This is a genomic window from Roseivivax halodurans JCM 10272 (assembly GCF_000521785.1).
Taxonomy (GTDB): domain Bacteria; phylum Pseudomonadota; class Alphaproteobacteria; order Rhodobacterales; family Rhodobacteraceae; genus Roseivivax; species Roseivivax halodurans.
In genome coordinates this window covers 1-20,395 of sequence record NZ_JALZ01000023.1, presented here as the reverse complement: position 1 = coordinate 20,395, position 20,395 = coordinate 1, and the positions used below count along the sequence as shown (strand labels likewise).

The window sequence follows — 20,395 nt, the reverse complement described above, 5'->3', positions numbered from 1 at the left end:
TACTGCGAAAAAAAAACGAGGAAAAGAAAAGAGGCGCGGTAACAGATTAGGGCGAGGGGGTCTCGTCCGTATCCGCAAGCGCATTGCCCATTCAGTTCGGCTCGATATGGAGGCCGACCTCCGCGGCGAGCGCCTCGATCTCGGCGGCGTGTCCGGGCTAGGGGGACCTGTTCGCGAAGCCGGTCCGCGAGCAGCGTGAGCCCGCCCCGGTCAGCCTGAAGAAGGCTGAGATACAACGCGGATCTCAAGTCGCATTCGGCCTGTAGGTCGACGAAGACGGCCGCCGCACCGACCTCCGCGCCGACCAGGCGCAGCCGATCCGTGCATCGCTCGGCCCGCAGCAAGGCACCGCTTTCCCAGATGCCCGAGGTCGCAGGTTCCACGATGATGATCGCGCAGCTGCCGCGGTTCCGCAGCACCGTCGCGGGGATGCCCATCTCCTCGGAAGGGGCCGGTTTCATCGTCGAGATCTCCGCGCGGTCGCCGGTCTGTCGTGGTCTCGCGGGATGATACACAGGAGTGCGAAAAATCGCTAGGACCTTGCGGGAGGCGCGTTTACGTCGGCAGAGGGCAACACCTTCCGTGGCCCCGCATCCGGCAGGTTTACGGACGCGAAGTCCTCCGAATACATTCCGGATAACACACGGAAAGGCGAAACCGGAATGAGCTTTGCATCCGCTTACAACATGGCGCGGGCCCGCGCTCTCTCGGAGAGCATCGGTGAGTGGAAGGTGTTGTGTGCGAACCTGGAAGCCACCAATGCGAACCTTGCGGCTGAAGTCGAGGAGAAGAAGTACAAGATCGACGTCTGGAGGGCGCACTACGCCGGCATAGAGGCGGAGCGGGACTATCTCCTGCGTCTAATAGATGAGAAGTGCGGCGGCGCTGACAAGAACCCGGCGCGGGCGCTCGCCGATGAGGAGTATCGAATACCGAACGGCCCGCGGAAGGGTGAGAAGCTTCAGAAGCGCGACGTCGTGTACCTCAAGCGCATCGCCGATCTGGGAAAGTCGAAGATGCCCCAGTTCAAGAACTGGTGGAAGCTCGTCTGCGACTGGAAAATTTTTGACTGAACGGGGTAACGGGGATGAGCTTCTCATCGGCATACAACATGGCAAAGGCGCGCAGCCTCGAGGAGAGCATCGGTGAGTGGAAGGTGCTGTGCGCGAACCTTGAGACCACTGTTGAGAACCAGAAGGTCACGATCCAAGGGCTGCACGATCAGGTCGACGCCTGGAACATGCATTACCTCGGCCTTGAAGCGGAGCGGGATTATCTCCTCGCACTTCTGGACGCGTCCAGCGGCGGCGCGGACAATAACCCGGCGCGTACGCTGACGAACGAGGAGTTCCGCGTGCCGAACGGGCCCCGTAAAGGCGAACGCCTCCAGAAGCGGGATGTCGTCTACCTGAAGAAGGTGGCCGAGCTCGCCAAGACCCGCTTCAAGCAATGGTCGAACTGGTGGGCACTCATCCGGGACTCGCGCATTTTCGACTGATCGGCGGGGCGTTCACTCCGCAGCGACCGCCGTGTCACGCTCTCAACTGAGATTGCCGTGGCACCGCGCCTCGGCGAGGGTGCGTCGCAGCAGCACCATGGTGAATTCGCGGACGCCCAGCCGATCGAGCCTTCGATGCCCGCGGGGCAGCCCCTGGCGGCGCAAGGCCGTCATCGTCCGGCGCCCGAACTCGCCCATCGGAAGGACCTGGAACTCCCCGCGGCAGGCGTTGCGGCAGAGGTAGTCCGCCCGCGGCACCGCGTAGAGCGGGCGTGCCCCGAGGTTCGAGACGTTGATCGCGACCCACGCCCCGTCCGGCAGTTTTGCATCGAGCCAGGCATGGAAGACCGGGTGCGGCATGTCGGCGTGGTCGAAACGGCCGGTCACGAGCCGGAAGGGCAGGGCAGTTTCCATCTGCAGCAGGCCCAGCATGATGTCGGTGCTTGCGAAGTAGCAATCCCCGCTCTCGGTCGTCCAACGCGGACCGCGGCCTGTCTGGAGAACGTGGCCGATCTCCTGAAGAAGGCGCGTGCCGGCCGCGCCCGCGCCGTTGAGCGCGATGATCGTCCCCTTGCCGCAGGACCTGAGCGCCCGGGCGTAGTCCCGGTCGAAGGCATGAAAGGGCGCGAGATCGATCATCGCCGTCATGCCGTGCTGAACTCGAAAAACGCCTCGTAGCTCTCGTTGTAGCCCGGAGCGTCGTAGCGCACCTGCCAGCCGGCGGCGCGGTAAATGCTCTCCACGTCGAGATAGTGCTTGGCGAAGATCTCCTGGCGGGAGATCTTCGAGCCCGCCGCCTCGACGCCTTCCTGGATCCGCGCGATTACCTCGTTCTGGGTGAACCGGGACCGCCCGTTGCGGGCCCGTTCGGCCAGCAGCCCGTTGAAAGCGGCGAGGACAACGTCCGGAACGGCGCCTGCGCCGGTTGCGACCTCGTCCGGCGTGATGGGAGCGATTGCCATGGTGAGGTCTCCTTCAGGCGAGGCCGGGGGCGTCGTCGGGACGCTCTTCCCGCGTATAGTCGGACATCTCGACGCCGATCTCGCCGCGCGGCGGGATGGTGACGACTACCGGGTATTCCTTGCCGGCATCGTGCTCGAACGCGAAGACGCGCAGGTCCCCGTTCATCAGTTCGACGGCGACCTTCCTCTCATCCTCGGTCACGATCAGGACCCGATCGGAGGCGACGGTGATCGTCAGGCCGATGTCCGTCGGCGCCACCTCGTCCGGCCCGGCGAACTGGCAGTCCGCGAGTGTGGTGCGGACCACTTCCGGTAGGGCCGGACGCATGCGCGCCATCCACACCGCGGCCCGCTCGACCGCCAGAAGCACATCCTGATCCTCCTCGGTGATGGTCGCGGCCGTGAGCCGGCGGAGCCCGTAGCCGTCGACGAGACCGACGACACCGTCGTGATCGATGGAGACCACGACGGATCCCTCGTAGGCATGGCCGTTCGCGAGAACGTCCAGCACCTCCGCACGGGGCGCACCATCGACGCCCTCGGCCGGCAGCCCGCCGGGAAGCGGCATGACGTGAAGGCCCTTGTGGTTCAGGCTGAAGACCTTCTGGCCCGTGCCGGTGGCGGGGAGGATATCGCGCGTGGCGATCCACAGCTGACCGGACGAGAAGGCGAGGTAGGCGCCGATGGCCTTTTTCATGTTGGGTTCCGTTTCAGAGGTCGGGGGTGTCGGGGAGGGGGATCGGTACGCCGTTTCGATCTTCGAAGCCCGGACGGTCCTCGGGCACCAGAACCTCGCGGCCCGCGGCATCCTCGATCATCCGCCAGCCGGGAACGTCCTGCAGGAAATGCGTGATGGAACTGGTCTCACCGACGGAGAGGCCCTCGGGCCGGCCGGTTTCGAGCCAGCGCAGCAGCTCCTTCCAGTCGGCCTGCGGATCGCCGCTCGACCAGCGCTTGAGCTCGCGCGTGGCATGGCCCACCACGACGCCGCGGTAGCTGCCTCGCTCGCCCTCGTCGTAGTCGATGCTGATATAGGCGCGGGTCGGGGTCACGTCGTGATCTCCGTGATGATGAGATTTGTCGAAATTCCATTTTCACACATGACTTGCCTTCGTCCCTCTACCAGCCGGGCCCGTCAACGGCCGGGAACAGGTCCACGTCCTCGCGGAGCACGTTCTGGATGATGGGGCGCTCGTGCCAGTGCGAGCCGCTCTCGAGGATGGTTTGCAGAAAGCCGCTGCGCACGAATTTGAACCGCGCCAGCACCTGGTCGGAATCCTCGATCTTAATGTAGATGCCCTCGGCGAGATCGGCGTCCGGCTTGCCCGCGCCGGCTTCGGCAAGCGCCGCCTCGGGGTCGACCCCGGCCCGCTCGGCCTGCGTCACGAGGCTGTCGCGCCAGGTCTCGCTGCGATAGAGCGAGGGTCCGACCATCGCGGCCATCTGCCTGCGGTCGCGCGGCCACTCGGTGCTGATCACCGGAACGGATACCACCGGCAGCCCCTCGAGCAGCGCGTGACGCCGCGGCGTCGAGAGCCAGATCTGGTCCTTCATGTCCCAGATGTCGAACTCGTGCAGAAAATGCGGGAGCCGGTCATAGAACTGGGTATGCCGGGCGAAGGTCCACTCGTGGTACGGCCGGTAGCGATCCTCGAAGCGCTCGAGCAGCGCCGCCTCGTGGTGGCACGCCCATTGTTTGAAGAGGTTGAACTGACCCTCACGGGCCCCGCCTCGCAACACGTGCCCGCGCGATTGCAGGTTCAGTTCGAGGTCCCGGTTGACGAACAGACCGGTATTGGCCCCATCGAGCTTCTCCTCGCTGACGAAGGTGGCGTCCGGATACATCTCCCGCAGCTTCGCGATCGACATCTGCCCGTCGGCGTTGTCTCCAGGCTGCAGCTTCGAGCCCTCGATATGAGGGGTCCGCGGGTACTTGATGATCCGGTCCTCGGTCATGTGCCGAGCGTCTCCGGACGGGGCCGCGGCAGGATCGCGATCGCCAGACACATGCTGATGGCCATGATCAGGTAGCTGATCGTGCCGCCAACGAACGTCATGGGAATGAGCGTCGGCAGCACACAAAGAGCCACCGACTGGAGAATGAGGGCGCCGTACAATGCGTCCCGCGACCCGAAGGTCCAGACAGGGGCGCCATCGCGCCCCGCGGCGGCGATCATCCGGGCCGTGATCGGGGCGTGGATCTGGAGCAACCGGACCGGGCCGGTGAAGGAGCCCGATTTCAAGTGCATCACGAACCGGGTGCCGTCGGGCACTTCGACGAGGCAAAGGCCGGGCTCGGTGACGTCGACGCGCTCGCCCTCCGCCAGCGACAGCGCCTCACGCATGTCCATGCCAGCCAACGGGCCGATCGGCGCAGGGCTGTCCTCGGACACGATGGCGGAGGTGAACTGGCCTGTGGCGGGAGGCTTGCGGTCGAACATGGAAGGTTCTCTATTGATGAAAGGTTTTCGCAAATATCCCTTCGAGATCCACAGGTGTCAAGAAAAACAAATTCGCAAACTTCACGGTCCCGGATGCGGGTCGGGCGCGGCGGCAGGAGCAGCCGCGAAGATCTCGTTCATCTCCTTCTGGGACATCTTGCGCGTAAGCTCTCCGCCCGGCATCCGCACGTCGTGGAAGGTCACCGGATAGCGGGTGAACGGGGTCCCGAGCGGCGAGCAGGACCAGACGACCGACGTGCGGGCCTCGAAGCGCGAGTCGTCGTCGAAGCTGACCCGGAGCCGGCCCTCCATCCCGGCCGGGTTCACGCTGCGGCCGATGATGTCGATTGTCTCGAAATTGCCTTTGGCGTCGACGATGCTGGCAAGCTTGGAGAGATTGCGATCGATGAAGTCCGAGCAGAGCGCATCGGCCTGGCTCCGGCCGCGATCCCGCAGGATGTCGCGAAAATCGGGACGCGGCTCATGGATCATCAGCTTCAGGTCGCGGTCGTAGCGGTCTTGGGTCAGGGCCTCGAGGGGCACGCGGAGGTCGGGGCGCGATTGTCCGCGCCCTTTGCGCCGCGAGTATTCGTACGGGCTGAAGTTCCTGAGCTGCCTCTGCCCCTCGGGCGGATTGCGGTTCTCCTCGACCGCGGCGAGAAACTGTTCGAGGACGCGCTCCTCGCGCGCCGAGATCATCTCGGCAAGGTGATCCCGCGCGGCCCGGGTGATCTCCTGCAGCGCCGCATTCACCTCGGCCATTGCGGTGCCGGACGCGGCCGGGGCGCTATAGATCTCGGAAGGCCGGGCTTCGGGCGTCCTGACCTGGCGCTTCACCGCGATCGTCTTGCAATGCGCCATGAGCTCCATGAGCGGCGCGATCTCCTCGAGAAAGCCGCGAATGACCCGTCCCGCTTCGGTCTCCCCCAGCTTCGCCGCCCGGGCGGTGAAGCTTCGCATCAGGTGCGGTGCCGGCGAGCCGGTGAACGCGTCCATCGCCTCGCGTTCGCGCGCGCTGCCCGGATAATCCCGGTTCCACAGGTAGGGACGCTGCGCCTCCCGGTCCCAGGCCTCCTCGATGGCACGGCTGAAGGGCAGCTTGGCATCGTTCAGGCGCGCATTGGCGATCTCACCGGCAGCACGCGCCGCCTCGAGCTCGGCCACGATGGCGGTGAACTGGGCCGCGCGCCTCTCGGTGAGGTGGCGCAGGACGCGGGGGTAGTCTTCGGCCGGCATGGCTGTCTCCTCGGGTTGCGGTCATTGTCCGAGGACAGGCCGAAAACCGGAAGACATTTCCCGAGACCGATCAGGGGCCTCCAGGGCTTTCGGCAGCGTCGTCGCGATCTGGTCGGGGGTCCATGACCCGGTCAAGCGCGCGGTCGATCCGGTAACGGATATCCTCAGGCCAGTCCGCCGGCGGCAGACGCCGGATGATTGTTGTCGCGCACCAGATGTCTTCACAATAGGTGCGCCTGCCGTCGAGGTCGTAAGCCGGGCCGACGCCGGTAAGGCTGTCGGTCTCGGTGTCGAAGCCGGTATCGGGCGCGAGGTGGTAGCCCTTCTCCGCGACCATGCCGTGCTCGCGAACGACAAGGATGAGGTCCCAGCCCTCCGGGCCCGCCGGGATCTTGCTCCCGAGATGCCGCTGCGCGCCCGCATCGTCGGCCCGGAGATAGAGCCGGCCGTGATCGGACCGGGTGATGCGTTCAAGGCCGTTCAGCCAGTCGAAAGCAGCAAGACCTTCGAGATGGCTGCGTGCGATCTTCCCGAGCCCGAGCGATGTGCTTGGCAGAGCCAGCTCATCGACCCTGCCGTTGCGCTCGCACCGCAGCCCCCGCGCGAGAGGATGCGCGTCGAGAGACGTCCGGATCCGGGACTCGTCCCTCATCTCGCCGAGCGACACCTCGAGGAGACATTCCACATCCGACTGGTAGCAGCCGGTCTCGCGCGACGGCGGATCGACGTCCCGCTGGACCACGTCCACAATCGCGCCCTCCGACGCGTAGACGACCATGAGCTGCCATTGACCGTCCTGCTTGCGAAGTTGAATCTCCACGGCGGTGTCGCTGGTCTGCCAGGCAGGATCATTCCACTGATACGCGTCCCCCCGGTCGTTGAGGCGCAGGGTCGGAATGTGCTTGTCGGTCATCGCCGATCTCCTCTTTCAACCATGGGCCCGGTCATGCCGGAACCGCCATGGGCTGCCGGCGACCTGCACGATGCGCCTCGACAAGCCCGCGGATCTCCTCGCCGGTCAGCGTGTCGCGCGCGAGGAGCGCCTCGGCAATCGCGGTAAAGGCGCTCCGCTCGCGCGACAACAGCTCCAGTGCCCGCGTCATGGCCGCAGCCGAGAGATCGCGGATTTCCTGCCGCACCGCGGACGGAAAATCTGCGTCGGGGCGGGCTTCGACCTTCAGAAAGCCGTAGCTGCCCATGCCCCATTCGGTGACCATGGCCTGCGCGATCTCGGTCAGAGCTTTGATGTCGGACGCGGCCCCATTCGTGATCATGTCCTCGCCGAACGCGGCGATTTCGCCAGCGCGCCCTGCCGCCAGGACGGTCATGCGATCGAGCAGCTGCGCGCGTGTGGACATGTGCCGGTCATCCACCGCCACCTGAAGGACATGCCCCAGCGAGCCGCCGCGGGGCAGGATGGTGGCGTGCTCGACCGGGTCGGTATGGGGCAGAACGCTTGCCGCGATGGCGTGACCGGCTTCATGCCAGGCGGTGACCTGGCGCTCGTGCTCGCCGAGCACAACAGCGCCCCCGGTCTCGCCGAACATCATCTTTTCGCGGGCCCGCGCGAAGTGCAGAGGGCCGACGCGCCCGACCTTGTCGCGCCCGGCAAGAATGCCCGCCTCGTTGCAGAGGGTTGCGAGCTCGGCACCGGACATGCCCGGCGTGCTGGCGGCGAGCTTGGCGAAATCGACATCGGGGCTCACCGGCAGTTTCGAGGCGTGGAGCTCGAGGATCTCCTGGCGCGCCTTGCGGTTCGGCATGCCGATGGTCAGGCGGCGATCGATGCGGCCCGGACGGATGATCGCCTTGTCGATCTTGTCCGGGCGGTTGGTGGCGCCGACGATGAAAATGCCGTCGCTGTGCGCGAGCCCGTCCATGCGAGTGAGCAGCGCGTTGATGAGATTGGCGCGCTCGTTGTCGGCGCCGATCGTGGCTCCGCCACGGGCACCGAGCGCGTCGATCTCGTCGATGAAGAGGATGCAGGGCGCGTGCCGCCGCGCCTTGTCGAATGCCCGATCGACCCGCTTCGGGCCGACGCCCACGAACATCTCGTTCAGGCGAGCGGCATTGAGCGTCAGGAAGCTCACCCCCGCCTCCTTGGCCATCGCACGGGCAAGCAGCGTCTTGCCTGTGCCCGGGGGGCCTTGCAACAGGACGCCTTTCGGCGGGCGCGCTCCGATCTCGCCGATTTTCCCGCCGGACTTGATCAGGCCGACGACTTCGCGGATCTGCTCGCGGGCCACGTCGAGGCCTGCCACGTCATCGAGCGTCTGCGTCAGTTCTTTGACCTTCACCAGATCGGCCGTTCCGTTCGACTTCCCGGAGATCCCTGACATTCTCAGTCCGAGCGAGACGACAAGATACGTGAACATCAGCAGGAGGACGACGTCCACCAGGGTAGAGGAGGACATGCCCTGCGGTAATTGGCCGAAAGAGACCTCGGCGGCGATCGCGGCGCTGTCCGCCCAGATCAGCTCGGAGGCGTTGTAGTTCAGCGTCGCACGGCTGTACAGATGTTCTGTGGAATCAGTTTTCGCATGTTCGAAGACGACCATGTCCGGATACACCATCGCCCGATCCGACGGGGCGGACTCGCGCATGAGCTCCTGCATCCGGGAGAAGGCGATCTCCTCTCCGGAGGTTCGCGCCTCGATGGCCCATTGCGTCAGGGCAGGCTCGGGCGCGTCGCGAAGCCTGTCCATGGCGAACGCCAGGGCGCCTGTGACGACCACGCCGCCGACCAGCAGCCGAGCGGGTTTCTTCCAATCTTTCATTGTGTGTCTCCGGAAGGGTGCAGGCCGTAGCGACCGCGCGGGGATATCAGAGCAGGCGCGGCTGGCGCGGCGCCTCGCGAGGGGGAAGCGGATTGCCGAGCGCAAGATCGCGGAGGATATGCCCGTGGCAGGACGCTGGCGCGCACCAGCAGATCAGGTCGAGCCCGCGGAGATCGCGGCGCGCGCGGGCAACGACATCGGGATTGTCGTGAAGCCAGCCGATATAGGCGGCGATCACCTCGTCGCGGGAGCCGTGCTTGCCGATCGAGAACGGGTTCCCCCAAGGGCCGGGCCGACCGATATAGACGGCCCCCGGCCGGGATTTGCCCACGACGCGCGCGTTCAGCACCTCGGGGCGACGCGGCGCGGCGATCATGATCGCGGGCTCCGGTCGTACTCGAAGAGCTTCTCGAAGACCGGGTCCGGACGGATGCCGGCCCGCAGCCGTGCGGTGAAATCCTCTTCATCGAGGTCCCCTCCGGCGGCGGCGACGATGAGATCCCGGACCTCGTCGGCACCAAGTTCGAGCGCCAGCCCCCTGTGGGCAAGCCCGGTCGAGAGCACGGCGTAGGCTGCGCGCTTGTTGCCGTCCACGAAGACATGCGCGCGGATGAGACTGTGGGCGAGAAGACAGATCTGGGCGATGTCATCCAGATCGCCGTAGAACCGCGCCGTTTCCGCCCGGCCCCACGCCCCCGCCAGCCCGTCGACGTCACGCAGGCCGGTCGCCCCGCCTTCGCGTTCCACGGTCCGGTCGTGCAGCGCAACGATCACATCGGGGGTCGGATAGAAGAGGGTCGACATCGGCGGGCCTTCCTGAGAGTTCGGACGCGGGAGTGCGACGCGCCGACCGGACCCGAAACGGGGTCCGAAGGACGCGGCGCGGGCCTCGCCGCCTGGATTGCCCGACCCTACCAAGCGCGCCCGGCGGGCTCAATAAAGATTTTCGCAAATCGCTACCTGAGCCGTGCCCGTGTCAGGATGGACCGGCCGGACTCTCATCCGCCAGGTCACGCAGGACCTCCTGCGCGGTCTGCAATCCGGCGAGCTTGCGGTCATCGATGTCGATGCGGTCGAGACCCGCCTGCGGCGCTTGCGTGTCGATGATCCGGTAGGGCTCGAAATTGGTGTTTTGCCGATGGCCGCCCCGAACGTATCCGCTCATGTTGGCGGTGAAGGCGATCGGGCCCTGGCGGCCCTCGACGATCCCGCGACGCGCCCAGTGGGTGTGGCCGCTGACCCAGGTGTCGATCCGGTGGCCGAGAATGTCGGCGCGCATGTCGGAGACGTAGGCCGGCGCGTAGTCGCCCTTGCCCGATTCCGAGGCGAGGACCTCCGGGATCGGCAGATGGTGGGTCATCACCAGGGTCCGGCCATCGAACGGTTTCGACAGCGCCTCGAGAAGCCATGCGCGGTCGCGCCGGTGATAGCCGAGCGTGTCCGCGGCGCATTGATGGCCGTCTCGCTCCGGACCGGCTTGCACGTGGCGGTAGTCGTTCATGACGAACTCGGCGCTCATCATCATGTCGTCGCGCCGTCCCAGAATCTCGAAGTCCGTCCAGAGCGTACAGCCGAGAATGCGGGTGTCGCCGATCACCATCTCGTCGCGGTCGAGAACATGGATGTCGTGGCCGGCGGCCCGCGCCTCCGCGAGATCCTCGGCGACCCGGGCCCTCGCTTCGGACTCGCTCGACCCGTAAGGCTCGTGGTTGCCGAAAATGGAGACGACCGGCACCGACCAGGCCTCATGGATCTCGATGAGGCTTCGAACGTGGTTCACCGCGCGGTCGAGATCGCCTGCGATCAGGATCGCATCCACCGATCCGGCCGGGGTCTCGTCCGTCGGCAGCGGAAAGGGAACCGGACGCTCCGGTGTGCCGAATTCGCGATGAAGGTCGGACCATTGTAAAAAGCGCGCCATGACGTCGTCCCCGGTAAGATCACATCCGGCACATCGTAGTCCGGACACCCGAAAACGACCTGCGAAAAACCGATGCTATGGGCTTTCGGCGAGGAGTGCAATGATCGACCAGATCTTCAGGAAGGACCGGCCATGACCACGACGCCCGAATTCAGGCTGACGCTCGAGAGGCGGGCGTCGCCGCACATGCTGGAGACGAAGCCGCGGTTCGCGGTGCTCGTGAACGGCGTGAAGGTGGACGAGCTGTACTACAACATGACCGGCTATCGGGGAACGCTTCAGGATGTTCGCGGCTACCGCCTGGACATCGGCGAGGCATCCGTTGCCGCCTATCGCCGCGCGGTGGCGGCGCTCAATCGCGAGGCGCGCGAGATCCTGGCCGGCGTGGCGCGCGATGCCGCCCCGGTACGGGAGGTTCTGGACACGGACGATCGCGACAAGGTCCGGATCTGCTTCGAGGGCGAGGGCGCCGAAGGGCGCACCATCAATCGCCGCGACTGGGAATACGCGTGCATCTTCTTCGGGCCGGGCCCGGTTCCGGCGCGTTTTCTGCAATGGGACGGAATGGCCGAGATCCGGCAGAACGACGCGCAGAAGCTCCAACTCGGGCCGGGCGACAAGGTGCTCGCTGCGATCGACACCGAGGATCCGTCCTTCGTGATGCTTGCGATCGGTCCCGCGCCGGCCGGCATGTCCGGCCGTCCGATGTCCGCTCTGCCCCAGGACGCGGTGGCGGAGAGCACGCGCGAGGTGGCCTGGGTCACGCGGATGGCCTGGCGCACGCTCGCGGCGCGGGCGGGGCGTGATCTTGTCGATGCCTCGGAGCTGCCGCTGATCGACGGACGCACGCTCGCACCCGGCCTGCGCCCCGCGCCCCAGCCGGCCGCCAGGCACGCGTGGATCCACGACATGCTTCGTCAGGCGGTCCAGGAGGAAGAGGCGACCCCCGGGTTCTGACCGGGCCGGGCGGTCACGGCTCGATCGGATCGGCGACCCAATGGTAGAGTGTTCTGCCGGGCTCCGGGAGCGCGTCATCGGGCCACGACTCGACCGCCTCGATGGTCGTCGCGCCCCTTCCGTATTCGGACACGACGCGGAAGAGGGGCGCCACGAGGCTCGCATCGCGAAGCGGCAAACGATTTTCCGCCAGCTCTTGGAGCATGTCAGGAGACGGTGAGGAGACCATGAAGGTCTGAGACCGCATGTCTCCGCCGCCAAGGCGCACGAGGCGGATCTCGCCCAGGACCATCGCTGTGAATACGATCGGATGATCGTAGTAGTAGAGCTCGTCGATGACCTCGAGATCCGGAATCGTCTGTCGCATGTCGTGCTCCGCATTGAATTGCGAAAAATAATACCATAGGGTGCCGGAAACGCTACGAGAAAAGGAACGCGAGATGACCAGCTTCGTCTGTCATGTGCTTGCCGAAGCCCAGGCCATCGAGAACGGACGGACTGCGTTCGATATCATCGAGCACACGATGAGCGAACTCGGCGAGTTGTCCGAGGAGATCGTCATCGCAGGTGGCCGCTCGTACAAGGCGCCCGGTCCGGACGGGGTGGCCGGCGAGGCGCTCGACGTTGCACTCTGCCTGGTCGACCTGCTGCGGATGACCGCACGCGAGGATATCTCGGGGCTGGCGACGGCCTACGTGGCCACTGCGCTCGATGAAGAGGGCGGCGACATCCGCACCGAACTGCGCGCGCTTCTCATCGCTCTCGGCACCGCCGCGCGCGACATCGAGGGTCACGGCATGTCGACGGGCCTGCTCCTGCAGGCGCTGGTTCGGGCGATCCGTATCGTCCGTCTCGCCGAGCCGGGCATGACCGATGCGCGCCTCACCGCGATGGCGGCGCCGAAACTCGAGAAATGGGCCGGCACCGCCGCGGCGCTTGCGGACGGCGGACGATAAGCAGGACCTCGTTATCGGCGGAGAGGCGGGGCCGCTTTACGACTGTCTGGAGAGACCGCTGTTCGAGGAGCCGGTCCGGCGGGGCTACGGCCCCGAAACGTCGCGCGTCGCGATCCGGAAGAGAGTCCGAGCCATGCGCCTGGCGCGCGTCGCCATGTCGCGAGGCGCAGGAACACCTCCCGGCGGAAGACGTTGTGCGGCGCATGGGACATGACGTCGTGCATGATCCCGACATCGCACATCCACCTTATCGAAAGAGATCGACCATGGGCCAACAAGCCTTTTTCCCGCGTGCCGCTGCCAACGGCGTCGCCCAACTTCCGCCGCAAGGCGCCCGCGTGTACCCCGGCGCAAACTCGGCGAACCTCTATCCGAAATGACGCGCGATACGCGCGGATCGAGAATGCCCGGCGGCCTGGGGCGCCGGGCATATGCTTTTGCGCCAGCAATCGCAGTTCCCTCCCTGACACGATGGGAGAGACATGAAGGCACAGCAGCGTGACGCTCGTCGCCTCTTCCGCAATGTCGTGGACTCGCCGGCCGATGCCGGAACGGCTATATTGGAGTGACAGACAGATCGATCGCGAAAGGCGGGCGATGAGCGGATTCCAGGTTCAACAGAACCGGCTACGTAAAATCAGCGGCGTCTCGCATGCCGATAGCGGCAAGCACGACTGCAACAGGCTGCGGGCCATCGTGAAAGTCCAGGTCCGGGGATACGTTCCGGAGCACGTCAGCGTGCGCCAGCGGATCGACGACGAAATGTTCACCGCGGAGTTCGATCCTGCCGTCCTGGACGAACTCGAGACCGATGACGCCGTGATCTCGGTGGCGGTCTCGGAAAGATTGGGCATCATCGATTAGGTTTTGAAGTCTAGGCGCTCGGTACGAGCTCCGATTGGTGCTGCGGCGAGAGAAAATCCACCTCGAGGCCAAGACCCAGCCCCTCGACGAAGGCCCTGAGGTTCTCGGGATCCACCCGCTCGGGATGACCGGTCCAGGCCTCGGGCGGAGCGCCATCCCCGCACCAGACCCGCACCGCGCCGGCGCGGGCAGCATGGGCGAGAGCCCGCTCCCGGGTCAGCGACAGGTACGGGGGCAGCGTGGCATCCCGGGCGTCGAACGTGACGACAAGGGCGCCGTCATGGGTGATCAGCCTGTCGATCGCCTCGTCCTCGAGGTCGCCGTCGTAATCGGGATCGCTGGGCGGCGAACCCGCCATCAGGCCAAGGCGGTCGATCACCAGCAGCCCCGCCTCGGCTCGCATCTCGTCTTCCCGTGCATGCCGGTCGAGCGCCTCGATCTCCGCCCGCTCCGCGAAAACATGTTCGATGGCGGACCATACGAAATACGGAATACCGGAATGCGGCTCGCGGTAATAGGACACGTAGGGATCGCTCGCCATCTGCAACCGCGGGCCGTAGCCGAGTTCGCGCTCGACCCGGGTCATGTCGGCGCGATCGACCAGGCGGAGGAACGTCTGCCGAGTGATCGGCTCGGCCCTCTCGTCGAGCCAGTCCTTGGCCGCGTGCAGCGCCTCCGGCCAGCCGACGCAGGTCGAGAAGAAGCCGCGGCGGCTCATGGCGCCGGATCCTCTATCGTCCGGAACGGCGGCGGGGCGCCGTATTCGTCGCGGATCTCGAAGAGCGCGATCCGGCCGGGCAGGATCCCGCCCCGCGGGCAACTCAGCGAGAGCGGATCGTACTCCTCGTCCCACCAGATGCCGACGAGACCCGGCTCGGCCGGGGCAAGCTTCAGCATGGCATAGAGAATGATCGCGCCGCCGGGCCCATCGAGATCGTCGGACCGGCGTTCGAGAGCCGCCATCGCCCGTTCGGTCAGGCGCCAACCGGGGGTCCAGTCCACGAGATCGCCGGTTTCCGACGGCACCTCGTCATCGGGGTCGGCATCGTCCGCATCGATCTCGGCAAGAGCCGCGTCACGGCTGGGCAAGGAGAAATATCTCCAGCTGTCCGCCTCGCCGTCGAAGTGCCAGGCGCGCCAGATCCGCGCCGGTTCGGCGTAACCCTCAGCCTCGGCCCAGGACATGATCGCGGCCATGTCCGCGTCCGGCAGGTTTCCGGCATCGAGCCAGAGGGCGCCGGGGCAGGACAGCTCCCATGTCGGGCCGGAGACCCGGGCGATGCAGCTCCAGTCCTCGGGATTGACCGATACCGACAGGCACGGCCCCTCGAGCGAGGCGCGCTCGGTGCGGCTGGCGGGATCGAGAGATCCCACGTGACTGACGCGGTCGATACGGCGGAACATGCGGGCGGATCCTCGAGGCGGGTACGGAGACCCTCATGGATATTCGCGAAAACGAGAAACGTATTCGCTCCGGCGCCGAGAATGCGCCGGAGCGTCCTTCACGCCGCAGGAGGTGCCGCGCGCGTCGTCAGCGCGCGATGCGGAAACTCGTCGTCGGTTTCTTGGCGGTGCCTGTTTTGCGCAGCTCGAGGATCCCTGTCGCCGCCATGCGCTTCGCGCGGAACCGCAGGGCCTGATTGTGCGCCCGGGCGGAGTTGCCGGCGAGATTGTCCACGAGGCCGGCAAGCTGCGCGATGTCCATCCATTCGTCGGGAAACTGTTCGAAGACGTGGCGGATGCGCCCTGACAGCTCGTCCAATTCGAGGGGGACCGATCGCACCCCGCGCGGCTCGTCGACCCGCGCCTGTTCTTGTGTCGACCGGGCCCGATCAGCGAGCGATGCCTGCGTGGGCGGCACTGCGCCATCGACCATCCAGCCTTTGCCATCGAGAACGAGCGTCTTGCCGACCATGTCGGCGGTGACCGCGATGGTCTGCAGCTCTCCGCTCAGGATCCGCAGGGCGATGCCAAGCAGATCGCCGGGGATCGAGCCCAGGGTCGGCCCGCGAGATGGCGCCGGGTCAGGCGTCGCGGCCGGCGCGATGTCCGTGAGCGCAGGGGCGGTCTGCCGGAGGTTGGCGGCGTCGGTTTGAACGGCAAGGTCCATAATGTTCTCTTCTGATTGAGGCGTGTTGGGCTTAGGAATTTCGCATTCGGGTTGTGCATCTTGGTCCTCCCGGTCCGTCTCGGGTTCCCGGGGCAATTCGGGCGACGGGGCGGGGACGGACAGGCGGGATTTCCGTTCCCCCGGGGACCAGCGCTTCTTGCGCTTGCGCCTGGGGCTAAGATCGAACTCCCCCTCCCGAACCTCTTCCAGGAAGCTCTTGGGCGCGGGCGGCTCGGCGGGCGCGTCCATTGCCTGCCGCAGGGCGCGCCGGCATTGGGCGCGCACCTTGAGCGCCGACCGCGCGCTGCTTGGCGTTCCCGAGGCGATCACCGGCGACGCCGCGCCCGGGTGGGTGAGCCGGATGTGGTTCTTGCCGGTGCGATCGGCATTCCAGCCCTCGTCGAGAAGGCCGGACAGCGTATCCCGATAATCTTTGTTGGTCACCGCTTTCAGAATGGATCGGTCGTGCTGCATCATCACCTCCTGTTCTGCGATGCAGTAATTAAGTTTGTCGCAAACTGCGCAAGGTCCGCAGTTTCCTTTCACACCTCGGCGCTTGAACCTCGAGAGTACGGTAACGGCAGCGGGCACATGCCTGCCGCGTTGCTCCGCGGGCGCGATCGGGGTAGGCTACCATTATCGCATTGTTGTATTGAATTGTTGAGGTCGCCTTTTTCTCGTCCATTGGAGGATATCTATATGCGTCTGCTATCTACGCTGTTCATTTGCGCGACCGCGGCGCTCTTCGTTCCACAGACGGCTCAGGCCTATGCGCCAGACGTCTTCGTGGTGTGCGGTCTTGATCCTGACGGGGATAATTTCCTGGCGATGAGGGCGGGTCCCGGCTCGGATTACAGGATGCTGGAAAGACTGGGCCCCGGTACGGTTGTCATGGACTGGGAGCGGCGGGGGTCGTGGTTCAGGGTCTCAGTCGGTGACGTCAACGGCCGCGAGGGCTGGGTCTATTCCGCATACCTGTGCATGATCGAGGATCACTGATCGTCTCGACCAACGCCAGCCGACCATTTGGACAAGCCGGATCTGCCCTCGCGGCCGGTGTGCCGCATCTCCGGGTCCAATAGAAAAACCTGCCGCGCACCGCGCGACAGGTTCAACGGTCTGTGCATTTGTCCTGAGATCAGATCAGCCGCGGGTTGTCGCCCTTGGCCTTCTCTTCCTGCTTCTTGCGCCACGCTTTGTAGGTTTCCCAGTGCTCGAGCAGCAGCGTGAGCGTCTCGCCGCGGCTCAGCCCGCCCCGGCGCCCCTTGGCGGTATTGCGCAGCTTGAGGATCGGGTTCTCCACGTCGAGGTTCGCCCCGTACTCGATGCCATCGAGGAATTCCTCTCCCCAGCCGGCGTGCTCACGGGTGACGCGGTAGATGAAGTAGGTCATGACGCCCGCGGAGCCGATCTCGGTCATGCCCTTGCGGCGAGCGCGGCCGAAACCGGCGGCGAGGTCGGGATGCTCGTCCAGGGTCTGCAGCAGTTCGGTGGACGAGGGGGTGTTGCCGTTGCCGGTCAAAGGATAGCCGTTGTCTTCCTTCCACTGCAGCTTCGCGGCCGCCGCGAGGACGCGGTCGTCGACCCGGGACCCCATCCGGCGCACGGTGCGCTTGGCATGGGTGTCGAAGGTCGCGAAGGCGGCCTCGGGGATCCCGGTGGCGATCGGAACCTCGATCGGCGCGTCGGCGGCGATAATCGCGTGCAGACGGTGCTGACCGTTCAGCAGGCGCGGGGTGTCGTTGTCCTGCGGGTGCTCGGGATCGTCCGTGAAGCAGATCGGCTGGGCGTTCAGCATCCAGTTGCCGGCGAGGATGTCGCGCCTGATCACTTCGATGTGGTTCTTCTGGATCTTCCGGTTCCCACTGTTGAACCCGAGCCACTTGCGCGCGAGCTCGGGCGTGACGTTTACCATCCGGACCTGCTCGCGTCCCTCGTCGGTCTGTGCGCCCTGACGCACCTCCTCGTCGGTCTGGCCGCCGAATTCGTCCGTGCTCGAGCTGGTATCGAAACGGCCGTCGCGCAGCCCGGGATACCCCTCGACCAGAGGCAGACCGAGATTGGCGGGTGCGTGCTCGCGCAGAGCCTGCCTCGATATCGGCTCACCGGTCTTTTCGTTGATCGGCGTATTGCCCAGATCGGGCTTCCAGACGTAGTGCTGCGTGACCTTCTTGCCTTTGACAAAGTCGTTGAACACAAGAACCGCCAGCGCCAGCGCGCTGTCGACGTGCAGCGGAACGCCACTCGATTCCAGCACCGCGACCTGCATGCAGAACGCGCCCGGCGGGCTGTCGAGCCCCGACGTCCGGTCCGGACCGATCTCGCGCAAGAAGCTTACGAGCTCTTTCTTGCGGCCGGCGCGAAGCGCCATGAACGCGAGCACCGGTCGCGCGGTGGAATGCAGCCGGCTGCCCTTCGTATCCTCCGCAAGCTCGGAGGCCTCGATGATCTCGGGGTTCGCCGCGAGCACGCGGTCGTAGCGCGACCACGAGATCGGCAGGTTTTCCCGGCCGAGGCTGCCGTTCTCGATGCGGATCAGCTTGGACATGGTCCGGACGACCTTGCCGGCGTTGCGCACGCCGCGGCTCTCGAGCACGCCCTGGTAGGACCGACGCCGGTGTTGGTCGATCGTGTGGAGGGTGTCGGCGCGGACGTTGCGAGCAACGATCGTCTGGAACGGGGTTTCCGCGACGATACAGGCGTTCAGCCGCTGGATGCCGTCGATCACGCGGCCTTTCTCGTCGAGGATGATCGGCTGGCCGTTCAGGATCCAGGCGCCGTTCGACATCGCCTGCGCATAGGTTGCGATCGCTTTTTTATCTTCGACCGGGTTGACCGCCGTTTCAAGCAGTTCGGAGGCCTTCTGCGGCGTTATCTCCTCGACGTCGAAACTCAGACGCGCGGCCTCGACGGAGGGCGCGATCGCATCCTCACGACGGTCCGATTGAGCGATTTCGTCAGCACTGCTCATAACGTCTTCCTTTCGAAAATGTTGTTTGTGGCAACGAGGTTACTGTAGATCATTGCTTCCATGATTTGAATGTACGCATTCGTACGCAGCCCTCGCGAAGGGGTCATACTGCTCAGAGCGCAAGTACGAAAGATTGCTTCAAAGGCCACACCATGATTTTCTCTTACTGTCTATAAGTTTTTCGCTTTTTGAGGTGAGTATTCTGCAACTGAGAGAGCTACACGCTGTAAAAGCAGCGAGATAACGCACTAGCTGGAACGGCTCAGCACGCGATCGGGTGGGGATGGCGCCAATCCGGATACGGTGCGGGCAAAGCCGGGCGGTGATATGGATCGATGCGTGGTCCGTCGCCGATCAGCGGCACGGGGCGCAGCATACTCTGAAATGTTTCACAAATCTCCACAGGAATACCGGTTCCAGCGCGCCTCGCGCGTATCTCGCGGTTACGATCGAGAAGTCGCAAAGCCTAAAACTGAGCCGATGGGATGGAATCCATAGGTTGATTCAATCTATGCACTTGGAAAAGGCGTCGTTCCGTTCGGAAATCCGGAACCGGCGCGCAATAAGATTACATTTCAATTTCTAGTCGCCAGACATGGGCGAGGCCTACGCCTTGAATACTGATACCGTCCTTCGTTACGTCGGAATACGTTCGATGATGGTGCCCGTGAACAACCAGTTGGGCGCCCATATCGGCGGCCAAGCGATTGATAAATTCGAATCCGTACTGATGGGGCAGGGGAGCTTCATGCGTGACAAGCAAGTCAGTTGTTTGACTTCTGAGTTCTTCCACTGTCCACGGCATAAGCGTCGTACGGTGCGCCTTCGGGATGCCTCCCTTCCACCTCTCTTGCCGGGGGGTGGCTGCGATGAGCTCTGCTTCCGTGGAAACGCGTGGCTTTCCCTCGCCGTACCAGATCCGCCCGCGCACTACGCCGCCCAAGCCCGCAGTTCTGATTCCATCGATCTCAAGAACGCGGCCGTCGATCCTGAACTCGTCGTAGTCCTCGACGAGCCGCCAGAGCTCATCCGTGCCGGCATCATGATTACCGACAATAAACGCGAGCTGCGCCCCTATGTTGAGAACCGCATCGAATGCTTCCCGCGCCCGTTCTGCGCCGCCGGGATCGAGCTTGGCTTCGGCCAGGTCACCCAGAACGATTACCGCCATCGGCCGCCCATCGAGAGCTTCATAGAGCGGGTCCCAACGCCCATGCGGGTCGCCATAGAAAAGAATATCTCTAGATGCCATGCGTATGATGTAGAGCGGCCGAGTTCTTAATGCGAGGCGCGAAAAGCGTGGCCGGTCTTCGCGGCCTGGTTGGCGACGCGGAAGACGGTGTGCTTGTCGGAATAGAATGTGACCGGCCGGCCGTGCTTGAGCAGGTATTCCTCAAGCGCGTCAAAATAGCTGAACGTGCTCTCGGAGGGCACGAAGCGCAGCTGCACAGCGTGCCGTTCGCATCGTCGATGAACACCAGGGCGTGCAGGCCGGCGCGCGCTCCTCGAACCAGCGATGGTCGGAGCCATCAATCTGGACGAGTTCGCCGAAGCATTCCCGCCGTAGCCGCGGCTGATGGAAGCTCCGCCGCTGCTTGCGGGACAGTCAGAGCCCGTCCTCAACCATCCACTTCCGCAACGTCTCGAGTGAGACCGTCAAACCTTGCTGCGCGGCCAGCATCTCGGCCGCCAGCGTCGGGCC

General features: G+C 65.2%; 25 protein-coding genes and 1 pseudogene. 7 read left to right on the top strand and 19 right to left on the bottom strand.

The features are described from left to right. The first annotated feature begins 360 nt into the window (after window positions 1-360). From OCH239_RS23130 to OCH239_RS16100, 3 genes are all read left to right on the top strand, one after another. Window positions 361-510 (top strand): hypothetical protein, encoded by a 150-nt coding sequence (locus OCH239_RS23130; protein WP_162150006.1) that lies wholly within the window; start codon window positions 361-363, stop codon window positions 508-510. A 152-nt stretch (window positions 511-662) separates the two neighbouring features. After that, window positions 663-1,073: a hypothetical protein gene (locus OCH239_RS16105; protein WP_037264865.1), complete on the top strand. Its 411-nt coding sequence runs from the start codon at window positions 663-665 to the stop codon at window positions 1,071-1,073. A 38-nt stretch (window positions 1,074-1,111) separates the two neighbouring features. Then, on the top strand, window positions 1,112-1,498 hold the full coding sequence (locus OCH239_RS16100; protein WP_157577900.1) for a hypothetical protein: 387 nt from the start codon (window positions 1,112-1,114) through the stop codon (window positions 1,496-1,498). Between the two features lie 42 nt (window positions 1,499-1,540). On the opposite strand, the gene OCH239_RS16095 is transcribed toward OCH239_RS16100, so the two are convergent. The 12 genes from OCH239_RS16095 to OCH239_RS16040 all read right to left on the bottom strand — a co-directional run bounded on the left by OCH239_RS16095 (window position 1,541) and on the right by OCH239_RS16040 (window position 10,835). Then, window positions 1,541-2,146, bottom strand: coding sequence for a hypothetical protein (locus OCH239_RS16095; RefSeq protein WP_037264862.1), 606 nt, complete (start codon window positions 2,144-2,146; stop codon window positions 1,541-1,543). Further along, complete coding sequence (locus tag OCH239_RS16090) at window positions 2,143-2,460, bottom strand: hypothetical protein (protein ID WP_037264860.1); 318 nt, start codon at window positions 2,458-2,460, stop codon at window positions 2,143-2,145. Before OCH239_RS16090 ends, OCH239_RS16095 begins: the two co-directional genes overlap by 4 nt. 13 nt (window positions 2,461-2,473) lie before the next feature. Further along, window positions 2,474-3,157: a hypothetical protein gene (locus tag OCH239_RS16085; RefSeq protein WP_037264859.1), complete on the bottom strand. Its 684-nt coding sequence runs from the start codon at window positions 3,155-3,157 to the stop codon at window positions 2,474-2,476. 13 nt (window positions 3,158-3,170) lie between these two features. Continuing rightward, window positions 3,171-3,512: a hypothetical protein gene (locus tag OCH239_RS16080; RefSeq protein WP_037264857.1), complete on the bottom strand. Its 342-nt coding sequence runs from the start codon at window positions 3,510-3,512 to the stop codon at window positions 3,171-3,173. A gap of 67 nt (window positions 3,513-3,579) precedes the next feature. Continuing rightward, the gene (locus OCH239_RS16075; RefSeq protein ID WP_037264855.1) at window positions 3,580-4,416 is read right to left on the bottom strand and encodes an RNA ligase family protein; all 837 of its coding nucleotides are present in this window, start codon (window positions 4,414-4,416) and stop codon (window positions 3,580-3,582) included. Beyond that, complete coding sequence (locus tag OCH239_RS16070; RefSeq protein WP_037264853.1) at window positions 4,413-4,901, bottom strand: hypothetical protein; 489 nt, start codon at window positions 4,899-4,901, stop codon at window positions 4,413-4,415. The genes OCH239_RS16075 and OCH239_RS16070 overlap by 4 nt, the downstream gene beginning before the upstream one ends. A gap of 81 nt (window positions 4,902-4,982) precedes the next feature. Further along, window positions 4,983-6,137 (bottom strand): hypothetical protein, encoded by a 1,155-nt coding sequence (locus OCH239_RS16065; RefSeq protein WP_037264851.1) that lies wholly within the window; start codon window positions 6,135-6,137, stop codon window positions 4,983-4,985. Window positions 6,138-6,207: 70 nt separating this feature from the next. After that, window positions 6,208-7,050, bottom strand: coding sequence for a hypothetical protein (locus tag OCH239_RS16060; protein ID WP_037264849.1), 843 nt, complete (start codon window positions 7,048-7,050; stop codon window positions 6,208-6,210). Window positions 7,051-7,081: 31 nt separating this feature from the next. Continuing rightward, entirely contained in the window at window positions 7,082-8,914 is a 1,833-nt protein-coding gene (locus tag OCH239_RS16055) for an AAA family ATPase (RefSeq protein WP_051489533.1), read from the bottom strand. 46 nt (window positions 8,915-8,960) lie between these two features. Then, the gene (locus OCH239_RS16050; protein WP_037264846.1) at window positions 8,961-9,290 is read right to left on the bottom strand and encodes a DUF4326 domain-containing protein; all 330 of its coding nucleotides are present in this window, start codon (window positions 9,288-9,290) and stop codon (window positions 8,961-8,963) included. Continuing rightward, window positions 9,287-9,718 (bottom strand): type II toxin-antitoxin system death-on-curing family toxin, encoded by a 432-nt coding sequence (locus OCH239_RS16045; protein WP_051489532.1) that lies wholly within the window; start codon window positions 9,716-9,718, stop codon window positions 9,287-9,289. The genes OCH239_RS16050 and OCH239_RS16045 overlap by 4 nt, the downstream gene beginning before the upstream one ends. Before the next feature lie 172 nt (window positions 9,719-9,890). Further along, on the bottom strand, window positions 9,891-10,835 hold the full coding sequence (locus OCH239_RS16040; protein ID WP_037264844.1) for a metallophosphoesterase: 945 nt from the start codon (window positions 10,833-10,835) through the stop codon (window positions 9,891-9,893). A gap of 132 nt (window positions 10,836-10,967) precedes the next feature. Between OCH239_RS16040 and OCH239_RS16035 the strand changes: the two genes are divergently transcribed. Further along, entirely contained in the window at window positions 10,968-11,792 is an 825-nt protein-coding gene (locus OCH239_RS16035; RefSeq protein WP_037264841.1) for a hypothetical protein, read from the top strand. Window positions 11,793-11,805: 13 nt separating this feature from the next. Here the strand turns inward: OCH239_RS16035 and OCH239_RS16030 are convergent, their stop codons facing one another. After that, window positions 11,806-12,159 carry a hypothetical protein gene (locus tag OCH239_RS16030; RefSeq protein WP_037264837.1) on the bottom strand — a complete coding sequence of 118 codons (354 nt, stop codon included), beginning with the start codon at window positions 12,157-12,159 and terminating at the stop codon, window positions 11,806-11,808. A 73-nt stretch (window positions 12,160-12,232) separates the two neighbouring features. Between OCH239_RS16030 and OCH239_RS21750 the strand changes: the two genes are divergently transcribed. Together OCH239_RS21750 and OCH239_RS16020 are read left to right on the top strand one after the other, a co-directional pair. Then, window positions 12,233-12,748 (top strand): hypothetical protein, encoded by a 516-nt coding sequence (locus tag OCH239_RS21750; RefSeq protein ID WP_051489531.1) that lies wholly within the window; start codon window positions 12,233-12,235, stop codon window positions 12,746-12,748. A gap of 597 nt (window positions 12,749-13,345) precedes the next feature. Next, window positions 13,346-13,612, top strand: coding sequence for a hypothetical protein (locus tag OCH239_RS16020; RefSeq protein WP_037264834.1), 267 nt, complete (start codon window positions 13,346-13,348; stop codon window positions 13,610-13,612). Window positions 13,613-13,622: 10 nt separating this feature from the next. On the opposite strand, the gene OCH239_RS16015 is transcribed toward OCH239_RS16020, so the two are convergent. The 3 genes from OCH239_RS16015 to OCH239_RS16005 all read right to left on the bottom strand — a co-directional run bounded on the left by OCH239_RS16015 (window position 13,623) and on the right by OCH239_RS16005 (window position 16,199). Continuing rightward, entirely contained in the window at window positions 13,623-14,330 is a 708-nt protein-coding gene (locus OCH239_RS16015; protein ID WP_037264831.1) for a hypothetical protein, read from the bottom strand. Further along, window positions 14,327-15,016 (bottom strand): hypothetical protein, encoded by a 690-nt coding sequence (locus tag OCH239_RS16010; RefSeq protein ID WP_037264828.1) that lies wholly within the window; start codon window positions 15,014-15,016, stop codon window positions 14,327-14,329. Before OCH239_RS16010 ends, OCH239_RS16015 begins: the two co-directional genes overlap by 4 nt. Before the next feature lie 127 nt (window positions 15,017-15,143). After that, window positions 15,144-16,199 carry a hypothetical protein gene (locus tag OCH239_RS16005; protein WP_037264826.1) on the bottom strand — a complete coding sequence of 352 codons (1,056 nt, stop codon included), beginning with the start codon at window positions 16,197-16,199 and terminating at the stop codon, window positions 15,144-15,146. 222 nt (window positions 16,200-16,421) lie between these two features. On the opposite strand from OCH239_RS16005, the gene OCH239_RS23125 reads away from it, so the two are divergent. Then, window positions 16,422-16,721 (top strand): SH3 domain-containing protein, encoded by a 300-nt coding sequence (locus OCH239_RS23125; RefSeq protein ID WP_051489530.1) that lies wholly within the window; start codon window positions 16,422-16,424, stop codon window positions 16,719-16,721. A 139-nt stretch (window positions 16,722-16,860) separates the two neighbouring features. On the opposite strand, the gene OCH239_RS15995 is transcribed toward OCH239_RS23125, so the two are convergent. From OCH239_RS15995 to OCH239_RS22175, 3 genes and pseudogenes are all read right to left on the bottom strand, one after another. After that, the gene (locus tag OCH239_RS15995) at window positions 16,861-18,693 is read right to left on the bottom strand and encodes a hypothetical protein (RefSeq protein WP_037264822.1); all 1,833 of its coding nucleotides are present in this window, start codon (window positions 18,691-18,693) and stop codon (window positions 16,861-16,863) included. Window positions 18,694-19,261: 568 nt separating this feature from the next. Continuing rightward, a complete protein-coding gene (locus tag OCH239_RS15990; protein ID WP_037264818.1) occupies window positions 19,262-19,945 on the bottom strand; it encodes a metallophosphoesterase family protein in 684 nt (227 codons plus the stop codon). 50 nt (window positions 19,946-19,995) lie between these two features. Continuing rightward, window positions 19,996-20,395: pseudogene (locus OCH239_RS22175) on the bottom strand (transposase family protein); the annotation flags it as partial.